The 25,789-nt window shown below is 35.3% G+C and carries 20 protein-coding genes and 2 pseudogenes; 1 reads left to right on the top strand and 21 read right to left on the bottom strand.

Annotated features, from left to right (window positions below; all coding sequences use genetic code 11):
* Positions 1-380: 380 nt before the first annotated feature.
* From THESIDRAFT1_RS08255 to THESIDRAFT1_RS08225, 8 genes are all read right to left on the bottom strand, one after another.
* Positions 381-1,580, bottom strand: a complete 1,200-nt coding sequence (locus THESIDRAFT1_RS08255; protein WP_006570081.1) for an iron-containing alcohol dehydrogenase — start codon at positions 1,578-1,580, stop codon at positions 381-383.
* Between the two features lie 518 nt (positions 1,581-2,098).
* A complete protein-coding gene (locus THESIDRAFT1_RS14955; RefSeq protein ID WP_083837420.1) occupies positions 2,099-2,404 on the bottom strand; it encodes an integrase core domain-containing protein in 306 nt (101 codons plus the stop codon).
* 61 nt (positions 2,405-2,465) lie between these two features.
* Positions 2,466-3,884, bottom strand: a complete 1,419-nt coding sequence (locus THESIDRAFT1_RS08245) for a diguanylate cyclase (protein WP_006570080.1) — start codon at positions 3,882-3,884, stop codon at positions 2,466-2,468.
* Positions 3,885-3,897: 13 nt separating this feature from the next.
* Entirely contained in the window at positions 3,898-4,842 is a 945-nt protein-coding gene (locus THESIDRAFT1_RS08240; protein WP_006570079.1) for an ATPase domain-containing protein, read from the bottom strand.
* Positions 4,843-4,871: 29 nt separating this feature from the next.
* A complete protein-coding gene (locus tag THESIDRAFT1_RS13520; protein ID WP_006570078.1) occupies positions 4,872-5,300 on the bottom strand; it encodes an RAD55 family ATPase in 429 nt (142 codons plus the stop codon).
* A gap of 13 nt (positions 5,301-5,313) precedes the next feature.
* Entirely contained in the window at positions 5,314-5,673 is a 360-nt protein-coding gene (locus tag THESIDRAFT1_RS08235; RefSeq protein ID WP_006570077.1) for a hypothetical protein, read from the bottom strand.
* A 79-nt stretch (positions 5,674-5,752) separates the two neighbouring features.
* Positions 5,753-6,922 carry an HD-GYP domain-containing protein gene (locus THESIDRAFT1_RS08230; protein WP_006570076.1) on the bottom strand — a complete coding sequence of 390 codons (1,170 nt, stop codon included), beginning with the start codon at positions 6,920-6,922 and terminating at the stop codon, positions 5,753-5,755.
* Between the two features lie 4 nt (positions 6,923-6,926).
* Positions 6,927-8,075, bottom strand: coding sequence for a PAS domain-containing protein (locus THESIDRAFT1_RS08225; RefSeq protein WP_006570075.1), 1,149 nt, complete (start codon positions 8,073-8,075; stop codon positions 6,927-6,929).
* A 747-nt stretch (positions 8,076-8,822) separates the two neighbouring features.
* Here THESIDRAFT1_RS08225 and hydE point away from each other — a divergent pair.
* Positions 8,823-9,860: a [FeFe] hydrogenase H-cluster radical SAM maturase HydE gene (gene hydE / locus THESIDRAFT1_RS08220; protein ID WP_003870576.1), complete on the top strand. Its 1,038-nt coding sequence runs from the start codon at positions 8,823-8,825 to the stop codon at positions 9,858-9,860.
* Positions 9,861-9,882: 22 nt separating this feature from the next.
* On the opposite strand, the gene THESIDRAFT1_RS08215 is transcribed toward hydE, so the two are convergent.
* From THESIDRAFT1_RS08215 to THESIDRAFT1_RS13515, 13 genes and pseudogenes are all read right to left on the bottom strand, one after another.
* A complete protein-coding gene (locus THESIDRAFT1_RS08215) occupies positions 9,883-10,611 on the bottom strand; it encodes a GltB/FmdC/FwdC-like GXGXG domain-containing protein (protein WP_006570074.1) in 729 nt (242 codons plus the stop codon).
* On the bottom strand, positions 10,608-11,876 hold the full coding sequence (locus tag THESIDRAFT1_RS08210; protein ID WP_006570073.1) for an NAD(P)/FAD-dependent oxidoreductase: 1,269 nt from the start codon (positions 11,874-11,876) through the stop codon (positions 10,608-10,610). Before THESIDRAFT1_RS08210 ends, THESIDRAFT1_RS08215 begins: the two co-directional genes overlap by 4 nt.
* Positions 11,873-12,322 (bottom strand): 4Fe-4S dicluster domain-containing protein, encoded by a 450-nt coding sequence (locus THESIDRAFT1_RS08205; RefSeq protein ID WP_006570072.1) that lies wholly within the window; start codon positions 12,320-12,322, stop codon positions 11,873-11,875. Before THESIDRAFT1_RS08205 ends, THESIDRAFT1_RS08210 begins: the two co-directional genes overlap by 4 nt.
* An 11-nt stretch (positions 12,323-12,333) precedes the next feature.
* Positions 12,334-13,839 (bottom strand): glutamate synthase-related protein, encoded by a 1,506-nt coding sequence (locus tag THESIDRAFT1_RS08200; protein ID WP_004397460.1) that lies wholly within the window; start codon positions 13,837-13,839, stop codon positions 12,334-12,336.
* Positions 13,836-14,959: pseudogene (locus THESIDRAFT1_RS08195) on the bottom strand (class II glutamine amidotransferase). The gene THESIDRAFT1_RS08200 and the pseudogene THESIDRAFT1_RS08195 overlap by 4 nt, the downstream one beginning before the upstream one ends.
* 363 nt (positions 14,960-15,322) lie before the next feature.
* Positions 15,323-16,033, bottom strand: coding sequence for a type 1 glutamine amidotransferase (locus THESIDRAFT1_RS08190; protein WP_006570070.1), 711 nt, complete (start codon positions 16,031-16,033; stop codon positions 15,323-15,325).
* Positions 16,034-16,052: 19 nt separating this feature from the next.
* A pseudogene (locus THESIDRAFT1_RS13260) lies at positions 16,053-16,308 on the bottom strand (transposase); the annotation flags it as partial.
* Between the two features lie 131 nt (positions 16,309-16,439).
* On the bottom strand, positions 16,440-16,778 hold the full coding sequence (locus THESIDRAFT1_RS08185; protein WP_006570069.1) for a P-II family nitrogen regulator: 339 nt from the start codon (positions 16,776-16,778) through the stop codon (positions 16,440-16,442).
* 46 nt (positions 16,779-16,824) lie between these two features.
* Positions 16,825-18,165 (bottom strand): ammonium transporter, encoded by a 1,341-nt coding sequence (locus tag THESIDRAFT1_RS08180; RefSeq protein ID WP_006570068.1) that lies wholly within the window; start codon positions 18,163-18,165, stop codon positions 16,825-16,827.
* 326 nt (positions 18,166-18,491) lie between these two features.
* Entirely contained in the window at positions 18,492-20,591 is a 2,100-nt protein-coding gene (locus THESIDRAFT1_RS08175; protein ID WP_006570067.1) for a glutamine synthetase III family protein, read from the bottom strand.
* Between the two features lie 415 nt (positions 20,592-21,006).
* Positions 21,007-23,319, bottom strand: coding sequence for a bifunctional diguanylate cyclase/phosphodiesterase (locus THESIDRAFT1_RS08170; RefSeq protein WP_006570066.1), 2,313 nt, complete (start codon positions 23,317-23,319; stop codon positions 21,007-21,009).
* A 35-nt stretch (positions 23,320-23,354) separates the two neighbouring features.
* A complete protein-coding gene (locus THESIDRAFT1_RS08165; RefSeq protein WP_006570065.1) occupies positions 23,355-24,908 on the bottom strand; it encodes a FapA family protein in 1,554 nt (517 codons plus the stop codon).
* 536 nt (positions 24,909-25,444) lie between these two features.
* Positions 25,445-25,789, bottom strand: a 345-nt coding sequence (locus THESIDRAFT1_RS13515) for a hypothetical protein (RefSeq protein ID WP_208854054.1), incomplete at its 5' end; no start/stop codon positions are given.

Genomic DNA, 25,789 nt, shown 5'->3' with positions numbered 1-25,789 from the left:
TTAGTTTTAAGTAAATTGCTTAAACTAATTATACCACAAACGCAAAAGAATTCAACAATTATTTTGAAAATGATATCAATATTTAATGAGTTAAGTTATAAATTCCCCTTTTTCTGATAAAATTTAAGTGTTAACAAAAAAACATAAAATTACTGCCCTTAGCTCATTTTTGTAAGCTAAGGGCTCTCCTCAATTTCTCAGTCTTCATTTCTTATTTATCAAAAAGATATCCTATTTGAACTTGTTGTGCTATTGTTTGTCCTTCGCTGTCTGCAAAGATTAAAATTTCTTTGCCTTCAACATGGTTAAAATAATAACTATACTGTTCTTGTTCATTGCCTATTGTCTATCTGCTTGCTGTGAAATTTTTAAATTAAATTTTAGAAAGATTCTTCATAAATCTTGGCAATAACAGCTTCAGTTGCTTCCACTGGTGCATTAGAAAGCAATCCGTCCAGCGAAGGCGTAGTTTTAGCAAGCCTTACCAGAGTCGGAATATCCTCTTTTGTGAATCCAAAGTCCGAAAGTTTTTGGGTGCATCCTACATTAAAGAGCCATTCTTCAACCTTTTTAGCTACATATTCTGCTTCAGCAGGCAGACCTTTTAGCCCAGGCACTATAGGACTATATACTTCAGCCAGAACTTCTGCAACAGATGGATAAATAGCCTTTACCACCGCAGGCAGTATAGCACCAAGTCCAAGACCATGAGCTATCTCGGGTTTTACTGCACTCAGAGGATGCTCTAGCGCATGGGTAAGGTGCAAAAGGCCATTGTCAAAAGAAATACCAGCTAAAGCAGAAGCGTAAAGCAAATAGTATCTGGCCACAAGGTTTTCAGGGTCATTTACAGCAGCGGGTAGGTAACGAACTATCAGCCTCACTGTTTCTTTTGCCATTAGGACGCTGTAAGGTGACGCTACAAGAGTGGTAGCAGCTTCGGTAACGTGGTTTAAAGCATCTATAGTAACCGCTATTGTCTGTCTTTTGTCAAGCTTTGTCATAAGGGAAGGGTCATCTATGGCATACATAGGATACAGGCAATCATAAGCAATTGCAGGCTTATAATTTTTTTCTGGGATTGTAGCCACCGCAAATCTGTCTACTTCGGTACCAGTACCATGAGTAAGGTTTATAGCTATAATAGGAGCAGCTTTTTCAGGTATGAATTTCTGTTCATAAAGTTCTCTTGCATTTTTATCAGTGTATTCCAGCAGTACAGCCACACTTTTCGCGGTATCTATAGGGCTGCCACCGCCAATGCCGATAACAGCTTTTGCCCCGGTTTCCCGGCCGATTTTGGCCGCCTCATCGATCATGTCAACAGTAGGATTGGGCCCAACTTTGTCATAAAGTGAATATTTGAATCCGAGTGTCTCAAGAGCCGGTTTTACCACATCCCAGGCCCCACTGGCTTTATAGGAACCTTTACCGGTTACAAGAATGACATTGTTGATACCTTTGTTTTTAAGAACTTCTAGAATATCTTTTATCTTTTTTATACTACCTATTCCAAAATAAGTCGTGTTTTTGCAGCGAAGTTCAAAAACCTTATTTGGATTTATTTTTGTTTCCCACACTTTAATTACCTCCTATTGTTAAATTTATAACAATCTCTGTATACAATTATAGCACTATCTTAGAAAATGGTCAACCCCAAGTTATAATATCTATTCTTATCTATTACCTTTATTGCCCCATTTATAAATCCTTATAGTATAGTAAGTAACTATATTTACTTATTCTTTCTTTAAAGAAGTATGAAAGGATTCTATACATGCATTATCATAAGGACATCCTTTACTGCTAAATGAATGTTAATTAATCGGCGTATACTAATAATATTAAAAGTCAGGGGCTTGAAATTATCAAGCTTCCCTGACTTTTAACATATTTTTGTCTCACGTTTGCTAGTCTACAATTACAGTAGCTGTACCAGAGGTAGGTGTAGTATATACATGGCTATACCCGCCTTCTCACGTTACAGTACTACCACACAAAATCTTCTTTTGCTTTTATTTTACACCGCACTTGGTTCTCTGAGTTTGGATTAGGGCAAAACAAGGCTTGAGTTATACTGGTCCTCGCTTATTTGGACTCAAAGGACTAAAACTCCTCTGCTTGCATTATTTCGTAGAATTTCTTCGTAAAACTTACTCGGCAGCATATATCCTAGTGATTGATGGGGCCTTATACAGTTGTATTCTACAATAAACTCATCAAGTTTTTTAAAAAACAGGCCATACCCAATAAACTCATGTAATTTTATAAATTCCTTCTTTAATGTTCTGAAAAATCTCTCCATGTTAGGATTTCTCACCGGTGATCTTACAGGTATTCGATCATGCAATACCGTGGGATTCGCAAAATTTTTTAAATTCCTTTGACTTAAACTGGGAACCATTATCTAAGTCTTAAAGATATTTGTGCGAAGCCGTTTTAAAACAATTGAAATAACATAACAACTACGATAAAACTAAGCAACAGCGGTTTTTTCCTTCTCTTTTTGCTTGATACAATGCTCGATCTGCCCTCTCCAGTAAGGACTCAACCGAGTCACTGTTCTTTGCTAATGTTATACCCAAGCTTGCAGTAACCCTACGATGAGGAAAAGGATAATTCTCTATGGTTTTTCGTATTCTCTCTGCAACTGCAACAGCACCTTCTTCATCAGTCCCCGGAAGAATAATTATAAACTCCTCACCGCCAAAACGTCCTGCAATATCCACAGTCCTTATAGAATTCTTTATTATCTCTGCCGTCTTCTGCAGCATCACATCGCCAGCCACATGGCCAAAGGTGTCATTGTAAGTCTTAAAGTTATCAATGTCAAGGAAAATAACTGCTAAAGGAAGTCTATACCTGACTGTCCTTTCAAGTTCACTAATCAACATGTTACGGATCGCCCGTTTATTGAAGAAACCTGTTAAAAAGTCGGTTTCAGCCTCTTTTTCTATGCGACTTACAATCTTTGCATTAGCCAAAGCTATTGCGGCAAAATTCACATATATCTGTAGATTTCTGTTATCATTGTCATCCACAGAATCAGGTGAAAACATTATGCCTAGCAAGCCCACAGCGCCAATAGAAGTCCATAAGGGATAAATCATAGTTTTACTTTCAACATCAATCTCCAAATTCGTGAAACCAGTTAATGTTTTTAATTCATCAATATCAAGAAATGATGGTTCAACTTTTGAAAAAATCTTCTCAATCACTGGCTGAATCATCGACCATTCCTTCCCAACCAAAAGTTGGCCGTACTCGCCTTTAGCCTTTGCTATCTTAATCTTATCACCCTCTCGCAGACCAATAAAACCAAGTTCGAGCCTGTATATTATTATCAAGGAATTTATTATAAGTTCTAAAACCTTATCTAATTCTACAGTCGAAATTAACAAACGACTAATTTCGTAAATACTGTTTAATTCAAGTCTACGTAATCCAAGGATGTTCTTTTCAATGATGGCTCTAAGGACCTCATTTATTGTTTGATAAATGTTATTAGCTTTAACAGCAAAAGTATTTTCTTTTTCAATATTTGCTTCAGTTACACCCTCATTTGGTGTAACAATGAGGAAGCCTATCTTTTGAACATGTGTGCCTAAACGATAAGCATACAGTCTAACACCATAAGGACAGGTAAATACACCTTTGTCCTGTAAAGAGGTTAGAGTGTTTTTGTAAAAAGTGATACATTCCTTATCGCAGATTTTATTTCCATTATTTACATTTTGGCATACTTCAACTTTTTGGCTAAATTCAGAAAAAGGATTACCATTTACATCAAATATATAAATATTTGTGCCCATCACCTTGGCAAGAGTATCTTGAAAATCTTGCCAATATTTCAATGAGATATTTAGTAGAAGATTTGTCGGCATATATAAGTACACCTCATTTCAGCATATTAGTTTCGTTTAATTTTCCAAGGATATCTATTCCGTTTGGTGTGATTTCATATTTCCTAAGGTCACGGCTATGATTGATGCCACGTGCTTTAAGAACTCCAACCGCTTTTTTAATGCTTGAATTGCTTTCTACATATCTGAAGATGATTATATTATCTACTGCAAATGATAATTGAGCTTTAGATACCATTAACGGTGAAAATGGATTTTCAGTAAGTACAGTAAATATAGTGGTAATATTCCTCCTTTTTAACTCTTGTGCTATTGCCCAGATGTAATCTTTATATTTCTGTAGGTCAACTATACTACTTTCAAAAGAAGTTATACTATCGATAACAAATCTGTTTACATTATTTTTTTCTATCATATCTATTATTTCAAAAGCATGTTTATCTATATCTAGCTCTATTGGAGAAATAAACCTAATATCCAAACGACCGTCTTGCAAATATTTATCTATTTCCCATCCTAGCGAGTAAGCGTTTCTCTTAAGCTGAGCAAGAGGTTCTTCAAAGGATAGTAGTAATCCCTTCTCACCTTTTTCTGCTCCTTCAAGTAAGAATTTGAGAGCAAACAAAGTTTTGCCTGTACCTGTTCCGCCCGAAAGGATAGTAATAGTCCCTTCTGGCAATCCACCGCCCAGCATTTCATCTAAACCATTGATTCCAAATCTCTTTTTCTCTGTTGTGACCTCATATTCAAGTTCTTTACCAACCGGTTTCATCCTTGGGTATATTTCTATTCCTGCAGGAGTTATTTCAAACATATGTTCGCCTTGTTCAAAAGAAGTTCCTCTCATTTTTAAGATTCGCAAATATCTTTTTTGAAATCTCTTTTCTTCCTGTCCATAAAGATGAAAAATGCCATCTGCAATAGCAAATTCACTCAAAACGGTTAGTTCTTTCTCCTCATATTCGCCTATAAGAAACACAGTAACCTTCCATATTGACAAAGCAGCAGCTAAATCAAAGACAAAAACCTTAAAAGTTTTTCGTCCGGGAATAGGTCTCTTATAGCTTTAAAACTATCAATCACAACTATATTAGGCTTATACTTTTTCACCATGTCAGTTAAATACCCTAAAATCTTATCATAACCTTGTTTACGTGCAACGCTTCCAAGGTCTTCATAAATAAACTTATCACCAAAAAATTCGTCAGAAAAAAACTCAAATTCTTGTAAATGTCTTACCATCTTAAATTGCGATTCTGAAATAGTTGTTAGGTATAAACTCTTAAGTTCATTTCTTGCACTATTAAAAATAATGTTTTGAACAAATATTGTTTTTCCACTACCTGGTGCACCGGAAACAATATTAAGCGAATATAGAGGTATACCTCCACCAAGAATACGATCAAGATTTTTAACTCCCGTTTTCAATCTTTCCATCTTCTTTGCCCCCTTATGAATTGTCTCCATTATCTTTCATTTCTTCACGTAGTATTTTCATAATTTTCTCTGCATTTTCACTACCGATCAACCTGCTTAGAATTTCAACGTATCTTGTAATAAACTTCATGAACATTTCATCTACCGGGAAGTCTTGGTTTTCCTTTAAACTGGTTAATATTTCTTTACACGATATTCCATTTTCATCAAGGTGAAGCAGTTCTATTTCCTTATATTCTGCTGAAAGATCCCACACAACTCTTTCTACTAAAAGCTGAACAGAAGCTTTACCAAGGTACTTTTCAGATGCAGTCCACATTTCATTTAGCAAATTTTCGTATCGTCTCACTTTTTCATCAATTAAATCATGCATAGCCGTTCCTCCTATCTTGATTTTTAAGTTTTGTAAGCCCAAAATCCACCAATGATTTATAAGCGTTTATTTAATATTCTTATTTAGATATAAATTTCTCTTCTACAAAATGAATAAAAACATCCACTATCTGAGGGTCAAAATGCTTTCCACTCTGTTCACGAATGTATTCAAGAACCTTCTCTATTTGCCAAGCTTTTCTGTATGGGCGATCATTGGATAATGCATCAAAAACATCAACTATCGCAAAGATACGTGCTGCTAATGGTATCTCTTTTTCTTTTAATCCACGAGGATAACCAGAACCATCCCATTTTTCATGGTGACAATAAGGTATATCCAAAGCTGGGTGTAAGTATTCAATCTGAGAAAGCATCTGATAAGCATATACAGGGTGCATTTTCATTATTACCCACTCCTCATCTGAAAGTTTCCCTGGTTTTAGCAATATACTGTCCGGTATACCCAGTTTACCAATATCATGTAACAGGGCACCACGTTTTATGTGGATTAGTTTTTCTTCAGGAATACCCATTTCTTTAGCAATGCTAATAGTCAATTCTGTTACGCGTCTACTGTGCCCTTCAGTTTCTTTATCTCTAAGATCAAGGGCATAGGAAAGAGCCTCTATTGTTTCGTCATAAGCTTTTAAAAGCTCCAAATTTGATTGTTGTAAATTATGAAAAAGTTCAGCGTTGTCCATTGCAATTGCAATTTGCCCTGCTAATATTTCTAAAAATTCTTGCCATTCATCAGTAACATTGCGTTGATTTCTCAGAAAAACTTCTAATACTCCTAATATACGACCTTTTGCAATAAGTGGAACAACGTAATAAGACTTGAAGCCTTCCAATCGGAAAAAGTCTTTAGATATATTTTCATTCACTTTTTCAATGTCAGGTATATAAAAAGTTTTTCTTTCCAAAATAGCACGCCCTGCAAAGCTCTTTTCTACATCGAGAAAGATTTTCTCAATCATATTAGTATAAAATCCTTGTCCAGCCATATATTCTAATTTTTGAAAATAAGAATTCAGCCTGAAAACAGCAGCTGCATCAATATTTAATTCTTTCATAGTCTGTTCTAAACCTATATGAATTGTAAGGCGTGGATCAATGCTTCCGGTAATAGCCATATCGATTGTCCTGAGAGCTTGAATATGCTGCAAGCGTCTGGTTGCTTTTTCAAAAAGGTTGGCATTTTCTAAAGATGCAGCAGCTTGATGAGCAAATGTCTGAAAAAGCTGCACCTTTTCAAAACCAAAAAACCTTTTTGTTACTGTAAATATTTAGAGAACCAAAAGTGTGTCCTCGTGTTGTTAATGGAAAAGCAGCAGATGTAATAAACCCTGCTTCAGTCAAAGCTTTCATTCGCCATGGCTCAAACCTTTGATCGGCTGAAATATCTTCAATTACCTGTGGAATGCCAGTTCTAATGGCAACCCCTGTGGGCACTTGCCCCTCTAGAGCATCATCCCAACGCACATTTAAATCTTTAGTATATGGATGTTCGGTCGGATATTGATATAAGAGTGTCACTTTTCCACCAGCCTCTGCACGTCCTATCCAAGCGAAAGAAGCTCCTAAATCTTCCACACATGTTCGAGTTATTTCATACGCTACCTTTTCTAAATTTAAACTCTCTGAAAACTTTTGAGTTGTATTGTATAGTATTTCTAAAAGATGTAACCGTTTTAGTTTTTGTTTCTCAGCTTCTTTTATCTTGGTTATATCATGAGCTATCCCTAAAAGAAAATCATTATCTAACTTTGAAATATTTATCTCTACCGTAACCTGTTTCCCTTCTTTTGTATTTAAATTTCTCTCAACAGTTATAGATTCTTCGTTTAAAACCCTATTGATGTCGATTGGTTTTTTAGCTAAATCTTCAGGTGAAATAATATCAGTTAAAGATTTTATCAGCAGTTCATCTCGAGTATAACCTAATAATTTACAAGCAGCTGGATTGAGATCTTGAATCTTTCCTTTTGAGTTAACGATGAAAATAGCATCGTTGGCTTTTTCGAATAAATCTCTATAACGACCTTCACTTTCTTGAAGTTCAGCTCTTTGGTTTCGAATAATATTTACAAATCTGCCTAACAATATTCCTATTGCAAAATAAGCTATGCTTCCTACAATTAAGCTACGGATTGTTGCTTGTTTTGTAACATAAAAAGAAATAATATTTATAAAAGTGGCTAAAATTGGTGATACTATGCCACCTACTAATCCCCAATATAAAGCAGAGCCAATAATTAAAAACAATGCCAGAATTGCAATAAAAAATGTAGGTAGTATCTTTACTAAAAATAACAAAATTATCGAATAAAAAACAAGTAAAATAAATATCTTGTCAATCTTTCCTATAAAATCTTTCATGTTACGAACGAAGTTGGACATAAAAATTACTCCTCCACAGACAAACCGTTTTGCAAACTTAAATGAAAATTGATGACTTCAATTCTTTCTGGTGCAATGTTATGCAGGAAAAACAAAATACCCCCCAGAAAGGATGAAGTCCTCATGCAAAACATTGTATCATTAAAGTGTCCAAAATGCAATAATACTCATTCGTTTTATAAAATATGGCAAAGATAAAGACGTGGATTTATGTCAATATGGTAGACACAAAAACTCGAAATTTTTATGCAGATTTTTTAATCAAATCCTCAAATTGTTGCGGAGTTATATACCCTATACTGCTATGTAGTCTTTTTCTATTATACCAAGCTTCAACTCTACTATAGTGTTTTTGAACTCTTCACTATATTTTCTTTGACCTCTTGGCATTTTGTGACACTTTCTCTCTTTATATTTTTATTTTAACCTGTTCGAGTTAAAGTATCTACAATAATATAATAACACCATATCACAACATTAAAGTAATGTGAATGGATATATTGACGATAACAAATATATTTTAAAAACATCTTTTCTTTTAGAGCATTAAATGTTAAACTCATATCGTAAAGGTTTCTCCTTCTATCAATGTTTTTAGCTTTAACAACTAATATTAGAGAAATACGGTACTTTCACGCATATTTTAAAAAATTACTCATTTTTATTTAGCCACAAAAAACTTTGCTATCTTTTTAATAATTTTATTTGCCAATTTGAAGTTTAAATTTATTGAGGTAGGTGAACTTTTTGTTAGAACTAATAAAAAAAGCTGAAGAAACACACACTCTCTCAAAGAATGAAATAGTTGAGCTTTTAAAGGACGATCAATATAACGATGAATTATTTAAAGCCGCGGATAGAGTAAGAAAAAAATATGTGGGAGATGAAGTGCATTTAAGAGGACTTATTGAATTTTCTAATATATGTAAGCAAAATTGCTTATATTGTGGTCTAAGAAGAGATAACAAAAATATAAAACGTTATAGATTAAAGCCAGAACAGATAATTAATTTTGCCAAAAATGCCCGCAATTTAGGATATAGAACTGTAGTATTGCAGTCTGGCGAAGATGATTTTTTCAATGTTGAAAGGATGACTAAAATCATAAAATCCATAAAACAACTCGATATTGCAATAACTCTAAGTATAGGCGAAAAAACAAGAGAAGAATATAAGGCATATAAAGAAGCTGGAGCAGATAGATATTTGTTAAGAATAGAAACAACGGATAAAGAACTTTATGAAAAACTCGATCCTAATATGAGTCATGAAAATAGAAAAAGGTGTCTTAAAGATTTAAAAGAATTAGGTTACGAAGTTGGAACTGGATGTCTCATAGGACTTCCTGGACAAACTATAGAATCCATTGCAGATGACATTCTATTTTTTAAAGAAATTGATGCTGATATGATAGGGGTTGGTCCATTTATCCCGAATCCCGATACACCATTAAAAAATGAAAAGGGAGGCACATTTGAACTCAGTTTAAAAGTTATGGCCATAACAAGGCTTTTGATGCCTGATATTAATATTCCGGCAACTACAGCAATGGAAACCCTAAATGTTAATGGAAGGTTGATAGCACTTCGTAGTGGAGCAAATGTTGTAATGCCAAATGTTACAGAAGGGGAATACAGAAAATTGTACGCATTATATCCAGGCAAAATCTGTATAAATGACACTCCCGCTCATTGCTTTAGCTGTATTACTGGTAAAATAAATAGCATAGGCAGACCAATTGCAAAAGATTATGGCTATAGGAAAAAGGTCATGTCAAAAAAGTAAGGGACGGGGTCTTCCCCGTCTTTTATGCATACATATTTCCATAGGGTCTTTTGCCTATCGGATGCAATTTGACAAAAGAATGATTCATAATCTTTTGAAAATCATAATCAAAATATTGACAAAAATTTTTAACATACTTTTGGATAAACGCGTAATCTTTGTCATCTATCTTTTCTTTAATAACTTCTTTTCCAAGTTTATAGTCTTCTACATCTCCTCTCAAATATATAACTCCTCCATGCATACCTGTACCACAATATTCTCCAACTATATTTTCATCATTTTTCAAGTTTAGCACAATCATACATCCACCTGCCATATATTCACCAAAGAAATCTCCTGCACTTCCTCCAATAACTATTACGGGAACTTTATCTTTGTATTCTTTCATGTGTATGCCAACTCTATAACCAACACTATCTTTTATATAGATAGATCCACCCCTCATTCCGTAACCAACGACATCACCTGCATGTCCATGTATAATAATATTCCCATCGTTCATTGTATTTCCTATTGCATCCTGTCCATTACCAAAAACTTCTATTGTAAGGCCGTCCATAAAAGCCGCCATGTCATTGCCAGGTGTACCTTCGATATTTATTTTTGTAGTCCCAGATAAATTATCTCCTATATATCGCTGACCATTGACATTTTTTAAATTAATTATGTCTTCACCTGAACGAACTAACTCTTTAATTATTTCATTAAGGTCTCTATAATAAATTCCTGACGCATTTATGGTTTTCATCGTACCACCTCCAGGTCAAGCATTTTTGCCTTTCTTAATTCTTTTGGCAAATATATAAATCCAAAATCATCATTTAAAAGATATTTCTTAAATAGAGTTATATCCGTTTCATTTTTTATAAACCCAGTAAATAATCCAGCCCTATCAATATCATTAATTAATATAAATCCTACTAACCTATTTTCTTTTACCACAAATTTTTTATAAGACCTCCTGTTATGATCAATTTTAGAGATAATCTCAAATTCCTCCTGCTGTGGATTTGTTATACCAGCTGTTATCATATTTGTATTTTTATAACCTATTGAGTTCATAGGGAAAATTCCTTTAAAACTTTTATTTATGCCAATCATGCTAAGCCCTGCAATTTCCCCTTGCATGTATGCATTTGGCCATATTGGCACAACCCTATTTGACTCAACAAGCATATCATAACCTTCGGCTACATCTCCTGCTGCATACACATCTTCAACGCTTGTTTTCATAGTGTTATCTACTAAAATACCACGGTTTATAGAAATTGATGTGTTTTTTACAACATCAACGTTTGGCACAACGCCTATCGCGATAATAAGATTGTCGGCTTCTAATTCCTGCCCATTTTTGAGCAAAACCCCTTTAACATATTCATCTCCTATGATTTTATCCACTGTTGTTCCCGTAATTATTTTTATGCCGTCATTCTGAAGACTTTGAGATACCAAAGATGCTCCTTCTGTATCAAGAATTGTACTTAAAATTCTATCGGCAAGTTCAACTATTGTTACATCTACCCCTAAATGGTGAAGACCTTCTGCTGCTTTGAAACCGATGAGACCACCCCCTACAATTACAGCTTTTGAACCCGGCTTGGCAGCTTCCTTTAATTTTTTAGCATCGTCCATTTTAATAAAAGTATGAACATTTTTTTTGTTTAATCCTTCTACTGGAGGTATTATAGGTTTCCCGCCCGTTGCAATGAGAAGTTTGTCAAAACTTATGCTATCCCCGTTTTCAAGATACACTTCTTTTTTTCTTTCATCAATAGAAACAACTTTAATACCAAATATAGTTTCTACTTTATTTTTGCGATAAAAATCTTTCTCTCTATATATCATTTTGTTCTCAGACACTAAATTCCCAAGATAATAAGATATAAGGGGCCTTGAATACACGTGATATGTTTCATCCGAAATAACAACTATTTCAGAACTTGTATCATATTTTCTTATTGCCTCTACTGCACCTACCATCGCAACAGAATTACCAATTATTACTATTCTCATGCAGAAATGCCTCCTTCACTATAGACAAGTGCCTCATTAGGACAATTCTTGACACAAGCCGGCTCTCCCGCTTCAGCACATAAGTCACATTTTGATGCAACCTTATTATTTACATCTCTTATAATTGCACCAAACTCACACACAAGCACGCAAGTCCAGCATCCAACACATTTATCTGTATCACAAATTACAACACCAGTTGACGGATCCTTTTGCATCGCTCCTGTAATACATGATTTAACACATGGAGCGTCATTGCAATGCCGACACTGGAGTGAAAAAGATACGGATTTATTTTCTTCTATGACAATTCGTGGTGTCGGCCTCTGGGTTTCCAACTTAAATGCTTTTAAAACATCTTTATACTTTGAATGAGATGTAATACAGTATACTTCACATAATCTACATCCAACACACACTTCTTCTTTCACATAAACCTTTTTCACAAATATACCTCCTATTCGCCGGCAGCAAGAATGCCAAGTATATCAAGTTCCTTTTGTGTCATTCCTATGCCACGAAGCATTAACCTATTGCCTTTAAGACTTTCAATATCATTTATACCCATTCCACCAAGCATCTCTTTTATTTCATGACTCCATGCTTGAACAAGGTTAACAAGACGTTTATATCCGATTTCTGGGTTTAATCTTTTAACAAGGTTAGGATCTTGAGTAGCAATTCCCCAATTGCATTTACCAGTATGGCATTTTTGGCACATATGACATCCCAAAGCAATCAAAGCAGCTGTTGCAATGTAAACAGCATCTGCACCAAGAGCTATTGCTTTGACTATGTCTGCACTGTTTCTAATACTACCCGCTGCAACTAAAGATATTGTATGTCTTATACCTTCAGAACGGAGTCTTGCATCTACAGCAGCTATTGCAAATTCAATTGGAATTCCTACGTTATCCCTTATTCTCTTTGGAGCAGCCCCTGTACCGCCTCTAAATCCGTCTATTGCTATATAATCTGCTCCAGCTCTTGCTATTCCCGAAGCTATTGCCGCCACATTATTGACTGCTGCAATTTTAACACCAACAGGTTTTTGATAATCGGTAGCTTCCTTCAATGAATATATTAATTGCGCAAGGTCTTCAATTGAATAGATATCGTGATGCGGTGCAGGAGATATAGCATCACTTCCAGGTGGTATCATCCTTGTTGCCGAGATGTCCTCACTCACCTTTTCACCGGGTAGATGACCACCTATCCCAGGCTTTGCACCCTGACCAATTTTTATTTCAATAGCCGCCGCAGTATTAAGGTATTCTCTATCAACACCAAAACGTCCTGATGCTACCTGTACAATTGTGTTTTTGCCATATTTCCGGAAGTCCTTATGAAGCCCCCCTTCACCAGTATTATAAAGTATCCCAAGCTCTTCAGCAGCTCTTGCCAAAGCTGCGTGAGCATTGTAACTTATTGAACCATAAGACATTGCTGAAAACATTATTGGTGTCTCAAGTTTGAGTTGTGGAGGCATTTTTGTTTTAACATTAAGGTTTTCGTCTATTTCTATCTTGTCAGGCTTCCTACCTATATATACCCTTAATTCCATAGGTTCTCTTAGTGGGTCTATAGAGGGGTTTGTAACTTGGCTTGCATTTATAACCATTTTATCCCAATATACAGGATAAGGCCTATCATTTCCCATGGATGACAGAAGAACTCCACCTGTTTCTGCCTGTCTGTATATATCTCTTATAGCATCGTAAGTCCAATTGGCATGTTCTTTAAATGTTTGAGGATGTTTAATAATTGTAAGAGCTTGTGTTGGACACAATACGACACATCTTTGACAATTTACGCAATTCATATCATTTGAAATCATTTTATCTAGATGTTCATCATAACTGTGAACTTCAAATGAACACTGTCTCATACAAACCTTACAGTTAATGCATTTATCGTAATCTCTGAGTACTTTAAATTCTGGAGTAAGGTAGCTTAAACTCATGCAGTAACCTCCTTTGTAGAATACATTTCTTTTTCGTTGTCACGTATGAGCTCAGCTATAACAGGTTCTCCACCTCTAGGAATCCATACGCTTTCAGGATTTTTGCATACTTGCCTTATTGCTGACTCTTCGCTGGCTACATATATCATATCGCCTTTTTTTGCAGCAGTAAGTGGCCTTAGTTTAATCCTATCGTTTATTGCTATAAAGCCATCTTCATATGCTATTATCATTGAAAATGGACCATTTAGGAGTGCTCTCCCATAAATTATTTTCAGGTTAGTGTATAAAATTTTTCTTTTGGTGACATCCTTTCAACCTGCTTCCACAAAGGCGATGCAACTACTTTGCATGCAAGTTCTATTGGTAAACCATGTCTTCTTAATAGAAGATCGAAAATGTATGCCGCAACTTCTGTATCAGTTTGCAAGGTGCAAATATATCCAAACTCTTCTAAATATTTACGATTAGTATCGTACGAAGAAAGCTCGCCATTGTGAACAACAGAGATATTTAACAGATTAAAAGGATGTGCACCACCCCACCATCCTGGTGTATTCGTTGGAAATCTACCGTGAGCCAACCACATATATCCTTTGTAAGATTCCAATTTATAAAAATTTGCAACATCTTCTGGGTAACCTACTGCTTTAAATACTCCCATATTTTTCCCGCTAGAAAAAACATATGCGCCTGGTATGTTACTGTTTATATTAAATACAAATTTAATTGTAAATTCATTTTCATCCAGTTCTGATAATTTCAATTTCTCTGGCCTTGGTATAGCAAAATATCTGTAAATTAATGGTGCATTTTTAATATGTGCCGTTTTTCGTGTGGGTATTTTTTCTTCTAAAGCGACTATATAATTTGCTTTTAAAATATTCTCTGTTTCCTGTTTAGCTATCAAATCATCATAAAACATATGAAATGCAAAGTAATCTTTAAAATCAGGATAAATGCCATATGCAGCAAAACCACCTCCAAGACCATTTGATCTATCATGCATTGTCGCGATGGAATCTGCTATAGATTGCCCCGAAAATAGACGACCAGTGCGATCAATTATGCCACTTATAGCACATCCCGAAGGTATTCTTACATAACCTTCCTTCAACATTTTATAACCCCCTTAAAAAATTTTTATATGCAATATTTTTTTTGAAAGTTGCATCAAGCGAAAATGTTTACTGTTTAAAATTGTCCTCAAATTGTGGCAAAATGCTTATCACTCCTAAATTACGAGTGTTATGTTAATTATAATATATTTTATTAATTTTGCAATACGTTAATATGAAAAATTCATAAATTATTTTTAGGTTAATTCTTCACTTAAATGTAGTGGGCAAAAAAAAACAGTTAGATACTTTAACATCATAGGTAACTTATATGTAGAATGACAACACCCCCACTTTCTACGCATAAAAAGTGGGGGTGCTTTTTTATATCTGCAATGCTCTTTCTATTGTTCTCGTTCTTCTCCCTAAACATCCAAAAGTCGGCAAAAATTCGCCCAAAAACGGGAAAAAACTTCCTGATTCTTTTCCCACAGCCTTTTTGTCTCCTCTTTAAGTTGAGCCACTGCTCCTGGTCCAGCAAACTCTATAAGTTCTTCTTGATAAATCTCAGTCCAATAACTAACGATTATAGGTGTAACTTCTGGGTGAAATTGTAAAGCCCAGGCACAATCCTGATAAGCAAAAGCCTGGTTAGTACAAGTTTCACCTTCTGCAAGGAGAACAGCCCCTTCAGGCAGTTCAAAAGTATCTCCATGCCATTGAAAAGCCCAAAACTCTTCTGGCAAATCCTGAAAAAGAAAGGCCTTTCCCCCTGCTTTTGTCAAATGTATTTTATACCACCCAATTTCTTTTACCGGGTTAGGTTTAACTGTTGCTCCCAACGCCCTGGCAATAAGCTGCCCTCCCAAACATATTCCTAATACTGGTATTCGTCTTTCTATCGCATCGCGTATAAGTTCTTGTACTTGATAAAGATATGGGTACTTTTCTTCTTCGTATGCTCCCATTGGACCTCCCAATATTATCACAGCATTATAGTCAGCCACCGTTTTAGGTAAAATAGCTCCAGGTTGATTCATTACGCGAATATCTAACTTCCATCCTTTCTTCGAAAAAATTTCAGCTATAAGGCCTGGTCCTTCCTGACTTACATGTTGGATAATTAAAACTTGCATTATCTCCTCTCCTTTGTTAAACAATAGGGTCAAGACTTTTACAAAGCTCAGAAATTGTAGATTTTGAAAATTCAGTATCACAGAGTTTATAAGTGATTTCTTCAGCTTTTCGTGTAAATATTTCGTTAGCCACCATCTTCATTAATGCCAATAAAAGAGCCTATTTCTTGAATAGTAGCCATTACGATAGTCTTGCCTTTCTTCCATTCTTTCATATGGTTCAGATTCGATTTTTAAGTAGCTTGAGCTAGTAATATTTGATCAAGTACAGATTCTGAGGATTTGCGTGACTTTTCATAAATAGACATTTTTAGAGGGGTGCAAGAGGCAAGACAGACTATCTTTCATTTGTGTGGTGTTTTGGATGCCTGCTATTGCCTAATTGTAAGTATGGCTCCCCCAAACTTTAAATTGCGCTTTCACCTTTTTCGCCAGTTCTGATTCTGACAGCATCTTCAACATTGTATATAAATATCTTACCATCGCCTATTTTACCTGAGCGGGCAACTTTGATGATTGTATCCACAATCCTATCAACCTCTGAGTCTTTTATAATTAACTCAATTTTTATCTTTGGCAAGAGGTTTATATTAATTTCAACACCTCTGTAATATTCTGTCTTTCCCTTTTGAAGACCGCAGCCCATTACTTGTGAGACTGTCATGCCCTTTATCCCAAGTTGATTTAAAGCATCCTTTACCTCTTCAAGCTTTTCAGGTCTGATAATACACTCAATCTTTTTCATTGACCTTCACCCTTTTCAAATAAAATTTATCACAAAACCACCAAACTTAGTTTACTGCCTCAGACTTCGTTACAAAGTCACCATAAGCTGTCGCACCATGTTCTGCAACATCCAGACCTTCTACCTCTTCCTCTTCGGAAACTCGCAAACCGACTGTGAGTTTGATTATCGCAAAGAGAATAAACGCTGTCACAGTAGTCCATACAAATGTTGAAGCAACCCCGGCAAGTTGGACCAAAAATTGCTTTATCCCTCCACCATAGAACAGCCCTCCTTCTGTTGCGAAAAGCCCAACCATCAATGTCCCAAACGCACCGCAAACTCCATGTACCGATATTGCACCAACAGGATCGTCTATCTTGAGCTTTTTATCAATAAACTCAACAGATATAACAACCAAGATTCCAGCAAGCCCACCTATTATTGCAGCACCCCATGTGCTCACCGACGCACACCCTGCTGTAATTGCAACAAGCCCAGCCAAAGCTCCGTTTAGTGTCATGCTGACATCAGGCTTTTTGTACTTTAGCCATGTGTATATCATTGCTAAGTTTGCTCCCATCGCAGCTGCCAAGTTGGTATTGACAGCAATATCGCCAATTTTGCCATTCATACCTGATAGTGTTGAGCCTGGGTTGAATCCAAACCAACCAAACCACAATATAAATGTACCCAGCGCTGCCAAGGTTATGCTGTGTCCTGGAATCGCGTTGACCTTACCGTCTTTGGTATATTTTCCTATTCTTGGCCCAAGCATTGCTGCACCAATCAGCGCCGCCCAGCCACCTACTGAGTGAACAACAGTGGAGCCTGCAAAGTCGATAAATCCTAATTTGCTCAGCCATCCACCCCCCCATGCCCAATGACCAACAACTGGATATATGATAAGTGAAATTACAGCACTGTAAATACAGTATGCTATAAATTTTGTTCTTTCAGCCATAGCACCAGATACAATTGTTGCGGCTGTTGCTGCAAATACTGTCTGGAAAATTAAAAAGGACGTCATAGGAATTGAAAGCTCTAAATGTTCAAATGAATCACTGAAGAAAAATCCTGATGTGCCAATAAAGCCACTTGCATCTTTTCCGAACATTATTGCAAATCCTATTAACCAGAACACAACCGAACCAATTGCAAAGTCCATTAGGTTTTTCATAACAATGTTGCTTGCATTCTTTGCTCTTGTGAACCCCGCTTCAACCATTGCAAAACCTGCTTGCATGAAGAATACCAGGAAAGCTGTTACAAGTACCCAAACATTGTCAATAGCTGTTGCAACTTTTTCTGGTGTAATTTGGTCTGCTGCTTTTGCAGTACAGATTCCACCTGTTATTACAAAAATGAGAATCATAAAGCTTAAAAATACTTTCTTTACCTTAATCATTTTTAAAAACCTCCTCATAATTGAATTAAATTTTAAGAAGACTTATAAATCATTAAATACACCTACTTGCGCCCCTCTTTTCAAATTTGAATTGTTTTGATGTGATAAAACGATCTACATGTTTTAAAAAGGTTTTTTAGGAGATAATATTTCTTTATAACTTGATGGAAATTTAAATAATTAAAGGTTAATGATTAAAAAAGGCAAAGACAGCCTTTTTCTAAAGGCGCCTTTGCCTTTTTTTATCTGCTTGTTACTTTAATTATAATTGCTTTTCTTTGCCTTTGTCATTTGTACTTTAAAATATTAATAGTCACTGTAAAAAGTTAAATGTTAAATAACATATCGGCATATGTTGGTAGTGGCCACAATTCTGCATCTACGATTGTTTCCAGTTTATCGCCGATTTCTCTTAAAATGCCCATTTTTGTAAATATTACATCTCTGTAATAACAAGCCTTGCTATAAGAATCACTATTCATATTTGAAGCTTCATTAACTGCATTTTCAAGTTCAGAGATGTTTTTCTTAAATTCACTCATTAGCGAAGAAACTTCTTCTAACAATTCGGTTTGTGCACTTATATCAACATTTAGACCTGTTGCTCTTACAGAATTTATTGATTCTGCGATTTTTGTGGCAAAATTTATTATAGCTGGGAGTATTTGACGTTTTGCTATATCCAACATTGTCAGAGCTTCAATATTAATTGTTTTTATATAATTTTCAAGAGAAATCTCATATCGCGATTCAAGCTCAACTTTGCTTAAAACACCGTGTTTTTCCATGAGTTTGACATTCTTCTCTTTAATTAAAGCAGGAATAGCTTCAACTGTTGATCGAATATTTGGAAGTCCTCTTTTTTCTGCCTCTTTTACCCATTCTTCTGAATAACCATTCCCATTAAATATAATTCTTTTGTGCTTCTTTACAATTTCCTTAAGCAACAGTTGCACTTCTTCATCAAAATTTGTGGCCTTTTCCAACCTATCCGCAATCTGGGATAGACTTTCAGCAACAATGGTGTTTAATATAAAATTAGCAGTTGCAATTGATGAAGAAGAACCAACCATTCTAAATTCAAATTTATTTCCTGTAAATGCGAATGGAGATGTTCTGTTTCTATCTGTTGAATCCTTTGGTAGTGCAGGAAGAGTTGATACACCTACTTTTAGTACTCCTCCTTGTTTTGAAGTTGTTGCACCACCATTTTCGATTTGTTCAAGAATATCCGTAAGCTGTTCGCCAAGGAAGACTGATACAATTGCGGGCGGTGCTTCATTAGCACCAAGACGATGGTCATTTCCTGGTGTTGCAGCAGCTACTCTGACCAAATCAGCGTATTCATCGATAGCTTTGATTACAGCACACAGGAATACTAAAAATTGTGCATTTTCGTGGGGTGTATGTCCCGGATCTAAGAGATTTTGACCATCATCGGTGCTCATTGACCAATTAATGTGTTTACCGGAACCATTGACTCCTGCAAAAGGTTTTTCATGCAAAAGGCATACAAGTCCATGTCTTAAAGCAATTTTTTTCATTAGCTCCATTGTTAATTGATTATGATCTGATGCAATATTAGCTGTATTGTATACTGTAGCGAGTTCATGCTGAGCAGGAGCAACTTCATTATGCTTAGTTTTAGCAGGAATTCCTAATTTCCACAATTCTTCATCTAGATCTTTCATAAATGCTGATATTCTTTCTTTGATAGAAGCAAAATAATGATCTTCCATTTCTTGACCTTTTGGTGATTTAGCACCAAATAGAGTTCTTCCTGTAAGTATAAGATCTTTACGCTTATCATACATCTTTTTGTCAATTAAGAAATATTCCTGTTCAGGTCCTACGGTTGTAATAACCTTTTTTGCTGTAGTATTACCAAATAATCTTAATACTCGAAGAGCTTGTTTTGATAAAGCTTCCATAGAACGCAGTAAGGGTATTTTTAAATCTAGCGCTTCGCCTGTATACGAACAGAAAGCGGTGGGGATATATAGCGTATTATCTTTTATAAAAGCGGGCGATGTACAATCCCATGCTGTATATCCTCTTGCTTCAAAGGTAGCCCTTAAACCACCTGATGGAAACGAAGAAGCATCAGGCTCGCCTTTAATTAATTCTTTTCCAGAAAATTCAGTTATTACCCTACCATCTTGAGTAGGAGAAATGAAAGAATCCCGCTTTTCAGCAGTAATTCCAGTTAATGGCTGGAACCAATGAGTAAAATGAGTTGCTCCTTTCTCAATTGCCCAATCTTTCATTGCATTTGCTACAACTTCAGCAACTGCTGGTTCTAATGGAATTCCCTCATCGATTGTTTTTCTTAAAGCTTTGTATGTTGCCTTTGGAAGGCGTTCTCTCATGACAGAATCGTTAAAAACATTTGAACCAAAAATGTCGCTTAGAGTGTTTTGTGCCATAGTAATTTCCTCCTCTTAAATTTTTATAAATTAACATAATAAATTGATAATTAATTAAAATACAAATATTAAAAACAAAACAAAGGCGCCACCTCTAAAATACAGGATGAAACGCCTTTGTTTCATTCACACACTATTAAATTTTCATGTTGATTTTATAATAGCACATTTTTATTTTGATTTCAAGTACTTTTTTATCAAAGATAGTGTCAAGATACTGTAGGATAATTTTTATAAACAACTCCTGAAATATCTTAAATCATGGCTTTCACCGTGTGCTTGTTTCTATTGGTATTTTATATTATATTTTCATATTTTATTGCCTTAAAAATTTTACTAAACACTCTTAATTTTGCCATCAGCTTTAATCCTTTTCTACTCCATCCCATCTTCTCTTGACTTGTAATATGTCCTTTTATATTCTATTTCTCCAAGCATTAAAGATGAAGTAATTGGATTCTTTCTGAACCATTCGAATGGCCTCGTCCGGAGGCAACGGTTTGCTGAAATAATAACCTTGAACTTTGTCGCACCCGCTCTCTATAAGACAATCAAGCTGTTCTTTTGTTTCCACACCTTCGGCAGTTACGCCGAGTTTCATCCTGTGCCCCAAGAAAATAATCGCATCGACAATAGCCTTATTTACCTCTACCTTTATCTCGCTCACAAATGACCTGTCAATTTTCAAACCATCAACCGTAAATTTTTGGAGGTATTTGAAAGAACTATTTTCCGTTCCGAAATCATCTATTATTATTTTGACCCCTACCTCTTTCAAGCGATAAAGATTTCTAACCACCGTTTCCATTGCTTCTATAAGGATGGTTTCAGTAATCTCCAGTTCCAAATATCTCGGTTCAAGTTCAATCTCGTTTAGTATATCAAACACAACTTTTGCAAAATCAGGCTGCTGCAGCTGATGCACTGAAACATTCACCGAAACATTAAAGCCAGAATACCCCATATTAAGCCATTCTTTCATTTGCCTGCAGGCTGCCCTTAACACCCATTCACCTATAGATATTATTTGTCGTGTCTCTTCAGCAATCGGAATAAAATGAATGGGACTGATCAGTCCTTTTTTAGGATGCTGCCACCTCAACAGTGCCTCCATACTCGTCACTTTACCAGTCCTTATATCAACAAGAGGCTGATAGCACAAAAAGAACTGACCTTTTTCCAAAGCCAACCTTAAATCTCTTCTTATTGTGCTGGCAACTTCGACTTCTTTTCTCGTAATGCTGTCAAAATATTGAAAACCATTTTTTCCATCTCTTTTAGCCCTGTACATTGCTATATCTGCATTTTTGACTATAACTCTTTCATTTTTTCCATGGTCAGGATATATGGCAATACCTATGCTAATAGTGACATGCAATTCATGATTATTGAACTTTATCGGTTGGTTGAAAAGTTCCAATATTCTGTTTGCAACCTTATTCGTATCGTCCATATCAATTATGTCAGGTAACAAAATGACAAACTCATCACCGCCCACTCTGGATACCGTATCTGATTCACGCAGACACGCCTTCAGTTTCTTGGCAATCTTTTTCAATAGCCTGTCACCTATATGATGTCCCAGGGAGTCGTTGATTGTTTTGAAATTATCAAGGTCGACAAAAAACACTGCAAGTTTCTTCCCATTCCTTTTTGCATCTGCCATGGCAATTTTGAGCCTATCCATAAAAATCTCCCGGCGAGGGAGGCCAGTTAAAGGATCATAGAATGCCATGTATTTTAACTTGCTTTCCATCTGTTTCCGCTCAGTAATATCCGTGTGTGACCCTGCCATTCTTATGGCTCTGCCATCTTCATCCCACAATGCCTTTCCCCTGCTTAGAATCCAAATATATCTACCGTCTTTTGTTTTGATCCTGTATTCGCATAAATAAAATGGTGTCTTTTTCTCAAGATGATTACGTAGATTATTAATGACGGTTTTAACATCTCTGGGATGGATGAATTTAGTCCATGTTTCACGGTAGTTGCTTATTACTTCTTTATCAAAGCCAATGATATCCTTCCACCTCTCGGATATGTATGCCGTATCCGTTATCAAATCCCAGTCCCATAGTCCATCGCTTGCTCCTTCAACTACCAGTCTGTAGCGTTCTTCACTTCTTTTCAATTCTTCCTGCTGCCTTTGTATTTCAATTAAGTTCTGCCTCAACTCTTCTTCCCGGGCCATAAGTTCTTCATTCATTGCAGAGAGCTCTTCCTGTTGAGCCATCAATTCCTCGTTTAAAGCAACAAGGTTATTATTTGCTTCTTCAAGTCTCCTTTCAGCATTCTTTAGGTCTGTAATGTCTATACCAGTTGAAACAACATACCTGTTTCCTTCATCATCCCAAATAATACTGTTATGCCACATAATATAAATTTGTCTGCCATCCTTCAAAACCATCGGATTTTCACATTTGTAATGAATACCTTTATATCCAATGTCGTCCAAATTTTCTTTTATACGACTTATCGTGTCCCTGGGAATTATTGAACTTACATCTATCCTCTCTGTTTGTTCTTCAACCGCTATACCAATTACAGCCTGGGTATATCTGTTGAACCAAACTACTCTACCATCCAATGCCCAGACTACTATAAGCATCTGCTCGTTTTCAAAAATTCTGCTTAAAAATTCTTCTCTCTTCTGAAGATAAGCAATTGATTTCTTTGATTCTTCAATAAAACTCTTATTTTTCTTCTGACTAGGTAACTTCTCCTTCATTCGCCATTAATTTCTCCTTTCTGGACAACTATTCTTTAAATAATGTCTTCAACGACTTTTTCATCTTTGTCTAAATATAATTTTATTTTTTCACCATTTTTTAATTTGTAGCCTATTTTATCAAAGTATAATTCGACTCCTTCATAGCCGTAAAGGATTTTTACTATTGAATTTTTACTTCCCTTTAATAATACGTAACTGCCGACGCCGTGCGATCCGGCTTCTTTTACAAAGATATTTTTGTCAAATTCGATCGTGCTCATTTTAACCTTACCATTAATGGAAACTGAACCATTTGTAGAAATTTTTGTGTTATAACAACCTGCTTCTGAGGTTATAATTACGTCCTTCATAGCATAAATTTTGCTGTCATGAACCCATTTTGCAAGTATACGCCCCTTGTTTTCATGTTCCTCGGCTAAAATCCTTGATATGAAGAGGATTTTTTCATAAATTTCTTTTAATGAATTTAAATGTTTTATAAGACCAATAATATCGTAATCCAAAATGTTGTTGAGCGTTTTAACGAGACTTTTTAAATGCTCCAGAAGATTTTGAAGTACATTTGAACTACGTATCATACTTATTTCTCTTGATGATGTTTTTAACTCTTCTTTTAAGGTTTCGATTAATTTGATTTTCTCGCTTAAATGTCTGGAATTATTCATAACCGTTGGTAGTTCTTTAATATGGACAAAAATTGCCGATAATTTCTCAACAATAAGATTTACGGCGTGAAGTTCTATTTTATCAAAAATGTTTCCTGGTAAAAAACCGGCATGTAACTGGCTATCAACAATTCCGCCATGGATAATAATATTTTGCCCTCCCTGAACTACTGATTCGTAAACTGAACCAAGTATCTGAACATTTCCTGAAGCAATTATTTGATTACCTTTTTCAACATTTCCGTTTATTATAATGTCACCATCGAATGTTACAGACCTTGAATTCTTCGTGATACTTCCTTCGTAAATTAACATGGGAATAGAATTAAAAAAATATACAAATTTATCATTTTCGTCTTTTTTATGTACAACCGGCCTTATGTCAGCTATCGCAACTATCTTATCTTCATCTTCTTTAAAAACTATGGAATCGCTGAGAATTTTTACTTCAACGTCTCTTACAGGCGGTGCATGTATAATTCTACCTCTTACGCTAATTCCATTTTCACCTTTTATGGGTTTATGTAGTTTTCCGATAACATCACCTTTTCTTGCAAAGGGTATACTTGCCATCTTAAATATATCTTCTTCAGAGAATGTTTCGGTATAAAGAATTCTCGGTTTATCGGTTTTTATAATAAATTCCAGATAACCATCCCTGCCACTTTTATATGGTATTCCTCTTGCTATTACTGCTTCTTTTTTATTTTGGGTATATACGTTAATTAATGCACTTTTATCTACACTCACTATAATTCCATTCTTACGAAGATCGCTTTCCAGTATATTTAAAAATTCATGAATATCTACATTATCCCAAGAAGAAAAAAGGGTTTTTTTTAAGGTTACAATCATTTCATCATCCGAAATTTCTACAATAACCCCCATTTTCTTCAAAATATCACTTAATTCTATTTTCATAAAAACACCCCCGCGTGTTAGGCACCCCAATGAATATTAATGGATACTTTATATTCAAAGATATCTTCTACCTCCTTGTAAGCTCCAAGCGACTATTATCTATTAACTCCAAAACTTATTATTCTAAAATTGCCATCTTCCGTTGTCCTTATTGTGGTAAAACTCGAAAAATCAAAGCTTGCAGGGAACGTGGATATCCACTTTTCTCGCCCTTATTATCTTGATAAATGTTTAAAAACAAATTGAATGGGGGTCAAACAATATTGGGCTTTGTTTTGTTTGACAAACTCGTCTGCTTTAAGTCAGCCTTATATGCAGTTCTTGGTCATCGGGCCGGGATTTATCATCTAATGTAATTTGGATGATTATTTTCGTTTTTTTTTTTGAGAAAAAGACAATATAAATTTTTTTAGTTGTTTTCAAGTTATAACTTACTTACAAAAGCAAAGATATACAATATAAATAGTTAACTGTTTTGTTTTTTACATTATTATCTGTTAAAGTACTATATTCGACAAAAAAAGCATAATTCCTTCTTAAAAATTAAAAAAAAAAAAAAAAAAAAAAAAAAAAAAAAAAAAAAAAAAAAAAAAAAAAAAAAAAAAAAAAAATTTTTTACCCCCCCCCCCCCCCTTGTTTTTTTTTAAAAGGGGGGGGGGGGGTTTTTTTCCCCCCCCCCCCTTTTTTTTCTTAAAAAAAAACTCCCAAAAATATTTTTTTTTTTTGGCCCCCCCCCCCCCCCCAAAAAAAAAACCTCTTTTTTGGGGGGGGGCCACACCAAAAAAAAAAAAAAACCGCTCCCCCCCCCCCCTCCAAGAAAAAAAAATTTTCCCCCAAAAAAAAAAAAAAAAAAAAAATGCCCCCCCACACAAAAAAAACCC

The sequence above is a fragment of the Thermoanaerobacter siderophilus SR4 genome (assembly GCF_000262445.1).
GTDB lineage: Bacteria > Bacillota > Thermoanaerobacteria > Thermoanaerobacterales > Thermoanaerobacteraceae > Thermoanaerobacter > Thermoanaerobacter ethanolicus.
Note: the sequence above shows the minus strand (reverse complement) of the source record. Positions and strands in the feature narration are given on the sequence as shown.

Bases quoted from the DNA above. Each gene is read 5' to 3' on its own strand.
- THESIDRAFT1_RS08165 (WP_006570065.1), bottom strand. From the start codon at position 24,908: ATGAAAATAGAATTAAGTGATATTTTGAAGAAAATGGGGGTTATTGTA.
- THESIDRAFT1_RS08200 (WP_004397460.1), bottom strand. From the start codon at position 13,839: ATGAGTTTAAGCTACCTTACTCCAGAATTTAAAGTACTCAGAGATTAC.
- THESIDRAFT1_RS08215 (WP_006570074.1), bottom strand. From the start codon at position 10,611: ATGAAAACCATAAATGCGTCAGGAATTTATTATAGAGACCTTAATGAA.
- THESIDRAFT1_RS14955 (WP_083837420.1), bottom strand. From the start codon at position 2,404: ATGGTTCCCAGTTTAAGTCAAAGGAATTTAAAAAATTTTGCGAATCCC.
- THESIDRAFT1_RS13520 (WP_006570078.1), bottom strand. From the start codon at position 5,300: ATGGAAAGATTGAAAACGGGAGTTAAAAATCTTGATCGTATTCTTGGT.
- THESIDRAFT1_RS08175 (WP_006570067.1), bottom strand. From the start codon at position 20,591: ATGGCACAAAACACTCTAAGCGACATTTTTGGTTCAAATGTTTTTAAC.
- THESIDRAFT1_RS08245 (WP_006570080.1), bottom strand. From the start codon at position 3,884: ATGCCGACAAATCTTCTACTAAATATCTCATTGAAATATTGGCAAGAT.
- THESIDRAFT1_RS08180 (WP_006570068.1), bottom strand. From the start codon at position 18,165: ATGATTAAGGTAAAGAAAGTATTTTTAAGCTTTATGATTCTCATTTTT.
- THESIDRAFT1_RS08235 (WP_006570077.1), bottom strand. From the start codon at position 5,673: ATGCATGATTTAATTGATGAAAAAGTGAGACGATACGAAAATTTGCTA.
- THESIDRAFT1_RS08210 (WP_006570073.1), bottom strand. From the start codon at position 11,876: ATGAGAATAGTAATAATTGGTAATTCTGTTGCGATGGTAGGTGCAGTA.
- THESIDRAFT1_RS08225 (WP_006570075.1), bottom strand. From the start codon at position 8,075: ATGTCCAACTTCGTTCGTAACATGAAAGATTTTATAGGAAAGATTGAC.
- THESIDRAFT1_RS08185 (WP_006570069.1), bottom strand. From the start codon at position 16,778: ATGAAAAAGATTGAGTGTATTATCAGACCTGAAAAGCTTGAAGAGGTA.
- THESIDRAFT1_RS08170 (WP_006570066.1), bottom strand. From the start codon at position 23,319: ATGAAGGAGAAGTTACCTAGTCAGAAGAAAAATAAGAGTTTTATTGAA.
- THESIDRAFT1_RS08190 (WP_006570070.1), bottom strand. From the start codon at position 16,033: ATGCAAGTTTTAATTATCCAACATGTAAGTCAGGAAGGACCAGGCCTT.